At 66.4% G+C, this 12193-nt stretch carries 13 protein-coding genes; 6 read left to right on the forward strand and 7 right to left on the reverse strand.

Annotated features, from left to right (window positions below):
• Positions 1 to 61: 61 nt before the first annotated feature.
• Positions 62 to 136 (forward strand): 50S ribosomal protein bL37, encoded by a 75-nt coding sequence (locus L1892_RS25040; RefSeq protein ID WP_370452957.1) that lies wholly within the window; start codon positions 62 to 64, stop codon positions 134 to 136.
• A 195-nt stretch (positions 137 to 331) separates the two neighbouring features.
• On the opposite strand, the gene rsrA is transcribed toward L1892_RS25040, so the two are convergent.
• Positions 332 to 643, reverse strand: a complete 312-nt coding sequence (gene rsrA / locus L1892_RS16070) for a mycothiol system anti-sigma-R factor (RefSeq protein WP_235724609.1) — start codon at positions 641 to 643, stop codon at positions 332 to 334.
• Positions 640 to 1419 carry a sigma-70 family RNA polymerase sigma factor gene (locus L1892_RS16075; RefSeq protein ID WP_372475131.1) on the reverse strand — a complete coding sequence of 260 codons (780 nt, stop codon included), beginning with the start codon at positions 1417 to 1419 and terminating at the stop codon, positions 640 to 642. The genes rsrA and L1892_RS16075 overlap by 4 nt, the downstream gene beginning before the upstream one ends.
• Here L1892_RS16075 and L1892_RS16080 point away from each other — a divergent pair.
• The 3 genes from L1892_RS16080 to L1892_RS16090 all read left to right on the forward strand — a co-directional run bounded on the left by L1892_RS16080 (position 1358) and on the right by L1892_RS16090 (position 3108).
• Positions 1358 to 1501 carry a hypothetical protein gene (locus L1892_RS16080; protein ID WP_235724610.1) on the forward strand — a complete coding sequence of 48 codons (144 nt, stop codon included), beginning with the start codon at positions 1358 to 1360 and terminating at the stop codon, positions 1499 to 1501. The genes L1892_RS16075 and L1892_RS16080 overlap by 62 nt on opposite strands.
• A gap of 197 nt (positions 1502 to 1698) precedes the next feature.
• Positions 1699 to 2196, forward strand: a complete 498-nt coding sequence (locus tag L1892_RS16085; RefSeq protein ID WP_235724611.1) for an aminoacyl-tRNA deacylase — start codon at positions 1699 to 1701, stop codon at positions 2194 to 2196.
• 87 nt (positions 2197 to 2283) lie between these two features.
• Positions 2284 to 3108, forward strand: a complete 825-nt coding sequence (locus tag L1892_RS16090; RefSeq protein ID WP_235724630.1) for an SOS response-associated peptidase — start codon at positions 2284 to 2286, stop codon at positions 3106 to 3108.
• 11 nt (positions 3109 to 3119) lie between these two features.
• Here the strand turns inward: L1892_RS16090 and L1892_RS16095 are convergent, their stop codons facing one another.
• Both L1892_RS16095 and L1892_RS16100 read right to left on the reverse strand, forming a co-directional pair.
• The gene (locus tag L1892_RS16095; protein ID WP_235724612.1) at positions 3120 to 4148 is read right to left on the reverse strand and encodes a zinc-binding alcohol dehydrogenase family protein; all 1029 of its coding nucleotides are present in this window, start codon (positions 4146 to 4148) and stop codon (positions 3120 to 3122) included.
• Positions 4149 to 4226: 78 nt separating this feature from the next.
• Positions 4227 to 5720, reverse strand: coding sequence for a flavin-containing monooxygenase (locus L1892_RS16100; protein WP_235724613.1), 1494 nt, complete (start codon positions 5718 to 5720; stop codon positions 4227 to 4229).
• A 205-nt stretch (positions 5721 to 5925) separates the two neighbouring features.
• On the opposite strand from L1892_RS16100, the gene L1892_RS16105 reads away from it, so the two are divergent.
• Entirely contained in the window at positions 5926 to 6348 is a 423-nt protein-coding gene (locus L1892_RS16105) for a globin domain-containing protein (protein WP_235724614.1), read from the forward strand.
• A gap of 84 nt (positions 6349 to 6432) precedes the next feature.
• Positions 6433 to 7704, forward strand: a complete 1272-nt coding sequence (locus tag L1892_RS16110) for an MFS transporter (protein WP_235724615.1) — start codon at positions 6433 to 6435, stop codon at positions 7702 to 7704.
• Here the strand turns inward: L1892_RS16110 and malQ are convergent.
• From malQ to L1892_RS16125, 3 genes are read right to left on the reverse strand one after another with little or no spacing between them, the layout of a single operon-like run.
• Entirely contained in the window at positions 7696 to 9843 is a 2148-nt protein-coding gene (gene malQ / locus L1892_RS16115; RefSeq protein WP_235724616.1) for a 4-alpha-glucanotransferase, read from the reverse strand. The genes L1892_RS16110 and malQ overlap by 9 nt on opposite strands.
• A 37-nt stretch (positions 9844 to 9880) precedes the next feature.
• Positions 9881 to 11266, reverse strand: coding sequence for an FAD-binding oxidoreductase (locus L1892_RS16120; RefSeq protein ID WP_235724617.1), 1386 nt, complete (start codon positions 11264 to 11266; stop codon positions 9881 to 9883).
• 31 nt (positions 11267 to 11297) lie between these two features.
• Positions 11298 to 11945 carry an SDR family oxidoreductase gene (locus L1892_RS16125; RefSeq protein ID WP_235724618.1) on the reverse strand — a complete coding sequence of 216 codons (648 nt, stop codon included), beginning with the start codon at positions 11943 to 11945 and terminating at the stop codon, positions 11298 to 11300.
• Positions 11946 to 12193: the final 248 nt, after the last annotated feature.

Here is a 12193-nt window from a genome sequence, read left to right on the forward strand (position 1 = left end):
GTGATCACGCATGCCACACGTGGGACAATCAGACCCGCACACAGTACGAAGGAGGTCCGTCATGGGCAAGCGCGGACGCAAGAAGCGCGCTCGTAAGAAGAACGCTGCCAACCACGGCAAGCGTCCCAACTCCTGAGTTTCGACTCGGGTAGCGAGCTTATTGGATGGGTTCGGTTCGACGGTCCGCGTCGACAGAACCCGGAAAAACGCCGAGAGCATCCACTGTTGGAACAGAGAGTCGCCTCTCTGCACAAGGGTGGATGCTCTCGGCGTTTTTCCGGGTTCTGTCGACCGCCGCGGGGCAGGTGACGGCGTGGATCTCGCGGGGTCGCTACTCCGGGCCCGACTCCCGCACGATCACGGTCCGACGGATCTCGACACGCAACCGCTCACGCAGCCCTTCGGGTGCGTGATCGCCGCCGCACTTCCGGTTGATCAGAGTCTTCATCTGCTGCTCGATGCCGTAATGGGCAAAACACGATGGGCAGGTGTCGAGATGCTCCTGCAGACGTGACCGTGCATCGGCATCGCACTCGTCGTCGAGGAGCAACCAGACATCCGCGATCACCGCGGAGCAGTCGAGTTCGACGAACTCAGGATCCATGTCGCCACCCTGATCATCACTTCGCTGTGTGCCGCTCATCTCTTCACCCCGCTCTCGGAGTTGCGTGCGGCGCGGTTGAAGCCGCGCTCACGGGCGACGTCGGCGAGTAGATCGCGCAACTGGCGCCGGCCACGATGCAGCCGGGACATGACGGTTCCGATCGGCGTGTCCATGATCTCCGCGATCTCCTTGTAAGGCAGACCTTCCACGTCGGCGTAGTACACCGCCATCCGGAAGTCCTCCGGGAGTTCCTGCAGCGCGGCCTTGATGTCGTCGTCGGGTAGGGCTTCGAGCGCCTCGATCTCCGCTGAGCGAAGTCCGGTCGACGAGTGTTCGGCCGTCGCCGCCAACTGCCAATCGGTGATCTCGTCAGTGGGATACTGCGCCGGTTGACGCTGCTTCTTGCGATATCCGTTGATGTAGGTGTTGGTCAGGATCCGATAAAGCCACGCCTTGAGGTTGGTGCCCTCCCGGAAGGACGAGAAGGCCGAGAAGGCCTTGACGTAGGTCTCCTGAACCAGGTCTTCGGCATCGGCCGGATTACGGGTCATCCGCAGTGCTGCGCCGTACATCTGGTCGAGCAACGGCAACGCGTCACGCTCGAAACGCTCCGTCAACGCCTCGGGCGACTCGCCCGGATCGGCTCGGCGCGGCGCCTGCGACCCGACTCCGGATGTGCGCTTCGAGTCCGCATCGGCCGCATCGGCGGGCGCCTGGTCCTGCGACTCGGGTTCGGTCACTACGATCCCTTCGGTGACGGCGTTCGCTGGGATCGAGGTCGGTGCCCGCAGCACCCATCGGGTGTCCGGGGCCACGATCCCGTTGGAGATCCCACTGTCGGACCAGCTTACCGATGCCGCGCCGGGCGCGACGCCCACCTGGGATGCTGACTCGTGAACCGCGCTGGTGGGTTCGACCAGACCAGTGCTACTCATATGGCTGTTCGACCTTCCGTGTGAGTCGGGAATGTTCGGTTGACGAGCGGCCACCGCCGGTTGCCCGCGTCGTCGACACATGCGTCAACAGTGTGTGCACGGCAAATGTTCCATGCGATGTACGGATCGGCAGCACAGCCAGCAGAACGGAGCGAGATGATGGCCGCAACACCGGCGGTGACGGCACTCGAACGCGCAGGTATCGCCTACAGCGTGCACCGCTACACCCACGACAAGAACAGCGACGCGTACGGCGCCGAGGCGGTCGCTGCGCTCGCCGATGCCCTCGGGATAAGTCCGGATCAGGTCTTCAAGACCTTGGTGATCGATCTCGGCGGTCACCTGGCGGTCGCAGTGGTGCCGGTACCGCGCCGACTGTCGCTGAAAGCAGCCGCCGCGGCGTTGGCCGATGTCACCAAGGGCACATCCAAGGCGGCGATGGCCGCCGAGAAGGCGGTCACCCGCTCGACCGGCTACGTCTTCGGCGGGGTGTCACCGCTCGGCCAGCGCACGGCGCTGCCCACGGTCGTGGACAGATCCGCGCTCGACTGGTCGACGGTGTACTGCAGTGCCGGTCGGCGGGGTATGGAGATCGGACTCGCTCCCGGCGACCTCGTCGCGGCGACGAATGCCGTGACCGCCGACATCGCGGTGTGAGTGATCGCCGTGTGAGGGGTCGCGGTGTGAGTGTCAGTGGAATCGTGTCATGGGTCCGTGTCGGGGGTTCGTGCCAGCATGGAGACCATGTGCGGACGATATGCGGTGACCACCGACCCGGCGAAGCTCGCCGCGGAGATCGATGCGATCAACGAGGTGCCCGTTCCCCTCGACCCGGCGGGCGACGAATCGGCTGATGACAAATCGGCGAAGGACGGGTCCGCGAACAATGAGCCAGTGTCGGCCGAACGAGGCACGTCCGGACGGTCCCCCGGCCCGAACTACAACGTCGCACCCACCACCACGGTGATGACCGTGGTGCGGCGTCACGCACCCGACGATGCCGACGACGACCCGGCGCTGCGCATCCGCGCGATGCGCTGGGGCCTGGTGCCGCCATGGGCCAGGGAGGTCGGCAAAGGCCCGCTGCTGTTCAACGCTCGCGCGGAGAGCGCGGCGGAGAAGAGTTCGTTCCGCTCCTCGGTGAAGTCCAAGCGGTGTCTGGTCCCGATGGACGGTTGGTATGAGTGGAAGAAGGGCCCCGCCGATGCGAAGGGCAAACCCACCAAGGTGCCGTTCTTCATGTCCCCCCACGATGGGACCCGACTATTCATGGCCGGTCTGTGGTCGGTGTGGCGCCCGAAGGACGCCGCACGGGACACACCACCGTTACTGAGTTGTTCCATCCTCACGACCGACGCCGTCGGACACCTGCGCGATATTCACGACCGCATGCCGCTGATCATGCCCTTCGAGAACTGGGATCCGTGGCTCGACCCGGACCACACCGCCCCCGCCGAACTGTTCGCACCGCCGAGCGAGGCGATCGCCGACGCGATCGACGTCCGCGAGGTGGCCCCGCTGGTGAACCGGGTTGCCAACAACGGGCCGGAACTGTTGGAACCGGTCTGAGCGGCCCGCGGTCAGTCGGGCACGAGGACCGCGGCACCGTCGAAGCGGCCCGCTTTCAGGTCGGCGAGCGCCTCATCAGCCCCCGACAGCGGATAGGGGTGGGTGGTCGCGTGCACGCCATGGCGTGCGGCAAGTGTCAGGAACTCCTCGCCGTCGGCCCTGGTGTTCGCGGTGACCGAGCGGACCTCTCTTTCGTAGAAGAGCTCTCGCTGATAGTTCAGCGGCGGAACATCACTCAGGTGAATGCCCGCAATGGCCAGGACGCCACCGCGATCGAGGGCGCGCATCGCCACCGGCACCAGCTCACCCACCGGAGCGAATGTGATGGCGGCGTCCAGTGGCTCCGGCGGGGCAGCGTCGGCGGCGCCCACCGACGTCGCCCCCAGGCGTCGCGCCAGCTCGCGTGACTGTTCGCCGCGGGTCATCACATGCACCCTGGCGCCCAGGGCGATCGCGACCTGCGCACAGAGGTGTGCACTGCCACCGAAGCCGTAAAGGCCCAGTCGGTGCGGGATCTCGAAGCCGAGCTCGGCACCCAGGTCGGGCCGGCTCGCCCGCTTGAGCGCACGATAGCCGATGATGCCGGCGCAGAGCAGCGGGGCCGCGGCGACGGTGTCCAGGTCGGCGGGCAGGCGATACGCGAACGGCGCAGGCACGGTGGTGAAGTCGGCATAGCCGCCATCATGGTCCCACCCGGTGTAGGACGATGCCGGACAGAGATTCTCGTCGCCACGCCGACAGTAGTCGCAGGTGCCATCGGTTCGGTGCAGCCACGCCACCCCGACGCGGTCACCGACGGCGAACTCGGTGACCCGCGCACCCAGCGCTGCCACCTCCCCCACTACCTCGTGCCCAGGGGTCACCCGATCTCGATGGAGTGGGAGATCCCCTTCGGCCACATGCAGATCGGTGCGGCACACGCCGCATGCGAGGACACGAACGAGCAGTTCGTCGTCACCCACCACCGGCACATCTTTGCGCACCAACCGCAGCGGGTGGTGCTCGATCGGCGCCGGAGCGCTCACTTCCCAGGCACGCATGATTCCAGCATATGGCGGCATTGCTGCGGCGATGGGGGCGTCGGCAGCATGTCCCCGACCCAGCCCGCTGACGGTGGGTCAGCGGTACCGATAGTCGTCGAGCGGGAACCCGTCCATCTCGCGCCGCGTGGACAGAGTGGAACTCGGCCGCAACAACGCCGCCTCACCGTGCTGGTTGAAGTAATAGCTTCGGGCCGACGAACAGTCGCCGTTGTAGAACACCGAGGACTGCAACTTCTCGGTGACCCGGGCCAGGAATTCCGCGTTGGCCTCCTCGGTCACTTCGAAGGTCGTGTCCTGCCGCTGCCGCAACTCACCGAACAGCCGACGGATGTGGGTCATCTGCCCTTCGATCGTCGTGAAGTACGACAACCCGCTGTAGGAGTACGGACTGTTCAGCGAGAGCAGGTTGGGGAAACTCGGCATGGCGATACCCTCGTACGCCTGAAACCGGTTCTCTCGCCACCAGGTGCCGAGATCGCGTCCATCCCGCCCGACGATGTCGAACGCCGGAAAGTTGGTTCCCCAGAGATCGAAACCGGTGGCCAGGACCAGAACGTCGATCTCGGTGCGGTCGCCATCGGTGGTGATGATCGCTCCCGGTTCCACCCGGTCGATGGAGCTCGTCTGCAGAGAGACATGCGGATCGTTGAAGGCGCGCAGGTAGCTGTTGGAGAACGTCGGCCGTTTGCAGCCGAAGTCGTACGTCGGAGTCAGTGCTGCTCGGGTACTCCGGTCGCGCACCTGGGCGCGCAGGTGCGCACGCGCCAACAGCTCTGCTCCCCGGTTGCCGATTCTGACCTGCTTGAAGTGCAGGACCCCGAACACCATCAGGGCCTCGAGTGCGGCGGTGTTCACCATCCGGGCCAGGCGCTGAGTAATCGGCACGCGGGCGAAGATCTTCTGGACAGGCGCCGGGATTCCGAAATCGACTTTCGGCACCACCCAGATCGGCGTCCGCTGGAACACGGTGAGAGTTTCTGCCTGGCGGGCGATCTCGGGTATCAGCTGGACCGCGGTGGCGCCGGTGCCCACGATCGCCGCCCGCTCACCGGTGAAGTCGTGGCCATCCTCCCAGGCAGTGGTGTGGATGATCGTTCTGCCGAACGTGTCGAGACCCGGAAAGTCAGGCGTGTGCGGTTGGGAGAGAAACCCCGTGGCAGTGACCAGATAGCGGCACGTTCGCGTCGCACCGTCGGCCGTGGCGACCCGCCAGAGTCGTTCGCGCTCATCCCATTCCGCCCGCGTCACCGTGGTGTCGAACTGCATGTGTCGCTTCAGGTCGTAGCTGTCGGCGACGTGATGGGCGTAACGCTTGAGTTCGACTCCCGGCGCGAACAGCCGCGACCAATACGGGTTCGGTTCGAACGAGTACGAGTAGGTGACCGAGGCGATGTCGACGGCCAGGCCGGGATAGTGGTTGACGTGCCAGGTGCCACCGAGATCCTGCTCGCGCTCGAGGATGGCGATGTTCTCGAAACCCAGGCTCTTGAACTCGATTGCGGCACCCAACCCGCCGAAGCCCGCCCCGACGATCACCACATCGTGGTCGGGTCGTGCCGTCTCCGTCATCGCTTCCACCCCCGGGCCGAATCGTCGATCGTGCTGACCGATGTGAGTGTTACTCCCCGAAACACTAATCGACGAGACGCGACGTGACCAGACCCGTCGGCGACGTCGGTTATCCGAGCGGCTGTGAGGTTGGTGTTACCGGTGCGGCGACCCGTTGTGCCGTCGCGGTAATTGCCAGGTAACAGCGGTTCACCACGATCGTCGCATGGACAAAATACTTCTCCAGCGCAGTCTGGCGCTGGTGGACCTACCCGACGACGGCCTCACCGTCCGGTTCTATGAGGTGCTCTTCGAGCGATATCCCGAGGTACAACCCATGTTCAGTCGGGGCGTGCGTCCGCAAGCCGCGATGTTGCGCACGGCCATCATCGCGGTGGTCGATCATCTCGAGGATTCCGCGTGGCTATCGTCGACACTGGGCACGCTGGGCCGCCATCACGCCGAGTTGGGGGTGACCGAACCGATGTACGGCGCGGTCGCCGAGTGCATGATCGCCACCATGTCCGAAGTCGGCGCCCCGCATTGGACCGCGGAGATGACCGCGGCGTGGTCGGAGGTGCTGTCGGCAGTGGCGTCGCTGATGGTCGCGGCATACCCCGACGAGGCCGACGCGTCGGGCGCAGCCTGACGATCGCCGCGGCCGACACCGACATCGAAGTGGACACCGGAGCTGCGCGGGAATACGGCCGCGACATCCGACGCTGGCACAGTCATGCCGCAGACCGGGAGCAGCCACACACAGACGGCCCCAGCGCAACGACGAGAACGGTCACGTGGGCGTTCGTTCGCCGCGGCCGCACTCGCCTTCGCCGTCGTCATGCTCGGCACCACCCTGCCCACCCCGCTCTATGCCATCTACGCGGCCGAACTCGGCTTCGGCGTGGTCACCACCACGGTGATCTTCGCGATCTACGCCGCCGGCGTGATCGCCGCACTGATCGTGTTCGGTCGCTGGTCCGATGCGGTGGGACGACGGCCACTGCTACTCGCCGGCGCACTGCTCTCGGCAGCCAGCGCCGTGGTGTTCCTCACCGCAGGACCCGTGTGGCAGTTGATGATCGGCAGGGTGCTGTCCGGTTTGTCGGCGGGAATCTACGCCGGCGCCGCAACCGCGGCCATCATCGAACTGGCACCCCGGCGCTGGCAAGGCCGGGCACCCGCCATCGCCACCGCCGCCAACATCGGGGGTCTGGGGTTGGGGCCGCTGATCGCCGGACTCCTCGCTCAATTCGCACCCGCCCCGCTCCGCCTGCCATTTGCGCTCGATCTGGTGCTGCTGGCACCGGTCCTCGTCGGGATCTGGTTCCTGACGGAATCGGTTGATGTCCGCGCCGGGACGCGCCTGGGTTTGCAGCGGCTGTCGGTTCCCGCCGAGGTCCGAGGCGTCTTCGTGCGTGCGGCCATCGCGGCCTTTGCCGGGTTCGCGGTGATGGGCACCTTTACGGGTGTGACCCCGTCGTTCGTGTCGCAGATACTCGGCATCGACTCGCACGCGATCGCCGGCATCCTGGTGGCGGTGCTGTTCTTGACCTCGGCGTTGACCCAGATCGTCGGGCGTTCACAGCCCACGGAGCGGTCCCTGATCGTCGGATGCGCAGTCCTGGTCGTCGGAATGGCCGTGCTGGTGAGCGGGCTGCTGGTCCCATCGTTGGCCATCCTGTTCCTCGGCGCGATCATCAGCGGAATCGGTCAGGGACTCTCCTTCAGCAAGGGGTTGGCCGCGGTCGTCGCGGCCAGCCCATCCGACCGGCGCGCCGAAGTCACCTCGACCTATTTCGTGGTCGCCTATGTGGCGATCTCGATCCCGATCGTCGGTGAGGGTTTCGCCGCGGCCCACTGGGGGCTGCGCACCTCCGGGATCGCATTCAACATCGCGGTTGGTGTTCTCGCCCTCATCGCTCTGGTATTGACCCTGGTGGCGGTGCGCTCCGATCACGGCCCCGGGCCGCGGCACACCGCCTCCCGGGGTTACCACTCAATGTGACCCGACGCCCTGCTCCGTCAGTGCGTCGACCAGACTCGCGAAGCGCGCATTGCTGGCCAGATCCTCGACGAGAACCACCTGGCCGTTCTCGTCGGCGAGCGGGATGCACCAGTTCGGGTACTGCGACGAATCGGTGCCGGGCTGGTTCTGAATCCGACGCTCCCCCACCGCATCGACCAGCGCCACACTCAACAGCACAGACGGCGTCTGCGCGATGAGTCGGTACAGCGCTTCAACCGTCTCCTGCCCGGTCGGTGCGGCGTCGGGCGGTAGCAGTCCACGGGATCGGGCCAGATTCAGTACGGCGTCGCGGTCACGTTCGTCACGTGCGCGTTCGGCCGCCTCACCGGTCTCCAGCAACCCCAACCGAGAACGCAATTCGATGTGGTCACCGGCGAGGTAGCCCACCGTGGGTGGCAGGTCGTGAGTCGTCACCGACGTCAGGCACAATTGCCGGTACTCCTCCGGCGGCACCGGCGCATCGGCACCGTGTTCGAACCATAAGATCGAGGTACCCAGTATTCCGCGCTCGGTGAGCGCCTGCTGCACATACGGTTCGAAGACTCCGAGGTCTTCACCGATCACCACGGCACCGGCCCGTTCGGCCTCCAACGCCAGTATGCCGATCAGCGCGTCGTGGTCGTAATGGACATAGGTGCCCGCTGCCGGGCTCTTGCCGTCGGGAATCCACCAGAGCCGGAACAACCCCAGGATGTGGTCGACCCGCAGACCGCCCGCATGCCGCAGGACCGTACGCAGCATGTCGCGATACGGCTCGTATCCGGCCTCGGCCAGGCGGCGCGGGTCCCACGGAGGCTGGTCCCAGTTCTGTCCCTGCTGATTGAAACCGTCGGGCGGCGCCCCGACAGTCGCGCCACGGGCGAGCACATCGCCGAGCATCCACACATCGGCACTGTGCCGAGCCACCCCGACCGCGAGGTCGGCGATGATCCCGATCCGCATGCCCGCCGACAGAGCGGCATGCTGTGCATCGGCGAGTTGCTGATCGCAGATCCATTGCAGCCACATGTAGAAGTCGACGCGGTCGGCCAGCTCTCGACGCTTACGCTTGACGAAGTCCTTGTCCCGCAAGCGCGTCGTCCACTTGGGGCTGTCGGAGCCGAAATGCTCGGCCAGCGCACACCAGGTGGCGAAGCGGCGCAGCCCCTTGCCCTCACGCCGCCGAAACGATCGGTAGGCAAAGTCCCGCTCGTCTGATCGCGGCTGGTCGTGGATCATCTCCAACGCGCTCATCTTGGCCCGGAACGATTTGTTGCGCTTGATCTTGTCGGTGGCGAGGTTCTCGTCGAAAAAGGCTCGCTCCAGCGTCTTGAGGTGTTTACGTGCCCGTTTGTCCAGTCTCGCGACCTCGGGGATGTCGCCGACCCGGATGTAGAGGGGATTGACGAACCGCCGGGTCACCGGCAGGTACGGGGACTGTTCGATGGGTGCGGTCGGTTGCGCCGCGTGCAGCGGGTTGACCTGGACGAAATCTGCCCCATGACTACTGGCCGCGGCCTCGCAGATGCCCGCGAGGTCGGCGAAATCGCCGACTCCCCACGACCTCGACGAGCGGACCGAATACAGCTGGACGGCCACGCCCCAACGCCGACCGTCTAGCAGGCCATCAGCGGTCGACAGCCGCCGAGGCGTCACGATCAGCGGCCGATCCATGGTTTGTTCGGTGGCCGGATCGAGGGCATGCACCCGGTGATAGCCCGGTTCGATATTCGCGGGGACCTCGAAGGTCGCCCGACCGATGAGTACCCCGTCGACCTCGCGTGGTTCGACCCGCTCGTCGACCTGTGCGGGCTGCTCGGTGCGTCCGTCCTCGGTGACGATCCAGACATGAAGCGGATCCCAGTGCGGCACATGGGCGATGAACCGGGTCCGGGCGCCTTCGACGGCCACCGTCACCGGCGGCAACATCTCCCGCCACGGCGCATCGTCGAGGTGCGCGTGGGCCGCGGCGATCTCCTCGGAGCCATCGGCGGCCACGCCCAGCGAGGCGAGCACCGCCACGATCGTCTCCGAACTCACGTGATGGTCGAGTTGATCCCAGCCCACATACCGATCGGCGACGCCACAGCGTCGGGCCAGCTCCACCAGGTCCTCGCGCGCCCCATCGTCGGTCGTCACGAGATGAATGGTCTCAGGATTCGGTCGTTCGCGCGCGTCAGCCGAACAGCACGCCCGGGTTCAACCGGCCGTCGGGGTCCCAGGCACCCTTGATCGCACGCATCGTGGCGAGATCGACGTCACTACGCCCCAAGTGCGTCCACGCCACCTTTGCCCGGCCGATACCGTGCTCGGCGCTGATGCTGCCGCCGTTGGCGGCGACGATCCCGAAGACTCGCCCCGTCAGTTCCTCGGCGTTGCCTTCGGGCACATCGAGCAGGTTGACGTGGATGTTGCCGTCCCCGACATGCCCGAACAGGATCGACCGGCACGGGTGCTCGACGAGGTCGGCCACGGCGGCCAGTTCGGCAAGCGCCTCCGGCAGCGCCCGAATCGGCACGGACACATCGAGTTTCACCACCGGCGTGGTGGACGACCGCGAGATCGTCTCGGTGTGCCGCTCACGCGCCGCCCAGAGATCGCGGGCCGGGCCGGGTTCGAGCACGGCGTCGACGACGTCAGCGTCGTCGAGGACGTCGATCACCGCGGCCTCCACATCACCGGTGCCCGACACTTCCACCAGGGTGTAGAAAGGCGCGTGCGCGGCCACCGGCCGGCGCACGCCGTGCTCATGCACCAGTTCGATTCCCGCATCGGTCATGATCTCGGCCGCCTCGACGGTCAGCCCTCGCTCGGTCATGGTGTCGATGAGGGCGAACGAATCCTCTACGTGGCGCACCGCGGCCACCGTCACGATCGTCGAGGCAGGCGGGGCCACCAGCCGGAAAAGGACCCGGGTCACGATGGCGAGGGTGCCCTCGCTCCCGGCGAGCAATCCGGGGATGTCGTAGCCGACGTTGTCCTTGACGAGCGATGTCCACCTGCGCAACACCTGACCGTCGGCGCGTACGGCCTCGATGCCGAGTACCTGGCGACGGGTGTTGCCGTGCCGGATCATCCGCACCCCGCCGGCGTTGGTCCCGACCACCCCACCCGCGGTGGCCGACTCTCGCGACGCCAGATCCACCGGGAAGCGTAGGCCGTGCTCTGCGGCGCGGGAGTCGATCTGATCGATCGTCGCACCCGCCTGGACACCGACGCAGCGACCGCGGGTGTCGACCTCATCGATGTCGGTCATACGGGCAGTGCTCATCACCACCAGCAGGCCCCGGGACGCGGGCTCGGTAGGCGGCACCGACCCGCCGACCAGCCCGGTGTTGCCACCCTGCACGCAGATGGCCACGCCGTGGGCGGCACACGCAGAGACCACCGCAGCCACCTCATCGGTGGTACGCGGGCGGATCACCGCGTCCGCCGTCCCGGTCCAACGGCCGGTCCAATCGGTCAGATGGCCGGCCATCGCATCGGTGTCGGTCAACACATGCGCGTCCCCGACGATCGCCACGACATCGGACAGGAACGACGTGGCGTGTGTATCGGTCATGGTCCGATTGTCGGCGATGACCGGTGAGATCTCACGACACCGCGTCTGCGATGGGGGTGTCGCCGTCGTTGAACTCGATGCGCTTACCCACCGTCGCGGGGACGGCGAGTACGGCCGCGGCGACCTGCGCGACGTTGTCACGGCTCACCTCGTCGCCGGCCACCCGGTCCCCGCCGACCGTGATCCGGCCGGTGCCGGGTTGGTCGGTGAGCCGGCTGGGTCCGAGAACGGTCCACTGCAGATCGGATGCCGTCAGATGTTCGTCGGCGGCAGCTTTCGCCTCCGCGTAGGGATAGAACGAATTGTCCTCCGGCACACCATGGTCGGGCCCGGCTCCGAAATAGGACACCATTACATAGCGGTTCGCGCCCGCGGTGGCAGCGGCGTCCATCGAGCGGATCGCGGCATCGCGGTCGACGGCGTAGGTCCGGTTCGGGTCGCCACCGCCCGCGCCGGCGGAGAAGACCACCGCGTCCTGGTCGGTGAGTACCGAAGCGATCCCGGCGACATCGAGATTCTCCACATCGGCAACGACCGGCGTGGCACCGGCGGCCTCCACATCGTCGCGATGGGCCGGGTTGCGGATCAGCGAGGTCACTTCATCGCCCCGGTCGGACAGGATCTTCGCCAAGCGCAGAGCGATCTTGCCGTGACCCCCGATGATCGCGACGCGTGTCATGAACACTCCTCTCGTTGCGGTCCCTACCCCACCAACGTACCGACCGGACGCGACGAAGGGTTGCGGGTTCGACTTGTCATCTCGCAGGACATCGGTGTCACTTCCGCATCAAGACACTGGTGACAGTGTGAGGGGTCTTGGTGGTGACACTTCTTCATTTGGTTTCCGCCACGCACCGCTATGTGCCTTGCGTTGCGTGGCGCGGTTGCCGATGAGGGGGGGCTGACGCAGGTGCTCAACTGACCGCG

Origin of the sequence: Gordonia tangerina (assembly GCF_021556435.1) — a bacterium.
GTDB lineage: Bacteria > Actinomycetota > Actinomycetes > Mycobacteriales > Mycobacteriaceae > Gordonia > Gordonia tangerina.

Coding starts and splice junctions, on each gene's coding strand:
- rsrA (WP_235724609.1), bottom strand. CDS start 643: ATGAGCGGCACACAGCGAAGTGATGATCAGGGTGGCGACATGGATCCT.
- L1892_RS16085 (WP_235724611.1), top strand. CDS start 1,699: ATGGCCGCAACACCGGCGGTGACGGCACTCGAACGCGCAGGTATCGCC.
- L1892_RS16090 (WP_235724630.1), top strand. CDS start 2,284: ATGTGCGGACGATATGCGGTGACCACCGACCCGGCGAAGCTCGCCGCG.
- L1892_RS16095 (WP_235724612.1), bottom strand. CDS start 4,148: ATGCGTGCCTGGGAAGTGAGCGCTCCGGCGCCGATCGAGCACCACCCG.
- L1892_RS16100 (WP_235724613.1), bottom strand. CDS start 5,720: ATGACGGAGACGGCACGACCCGACCACGATGTGGTGATCGTCGGGGCG.
- L1892_RS16105 (WP_235724614.1), top strand. CDS start 5,926: ATGGACAAAATACTTCTCCAGCGCAGTCTGGCGCTGGTGGACCTACCC.
- L1892_RS16110 (WP_235724615.1), top strand. CDS start 6,433: ATGCCGCAGACCGGGAGCAGCCACACACAGACGGCCCCAGCGCAACGA.
- L1892_RS16120 (WP_235724617.1), bottom strand. CDS start 11,266: ATGACCGATACACACGCCACGTCGTTCCTGTCCGATGTCGTGGCGATC.
- L1892_RS16125 (WP_235724618.1), bottom strand. CDS start 11,945: ATGACACGCGTCGCGATCATCGGGGGTCACGGCAAGATCGCTCTGCGC.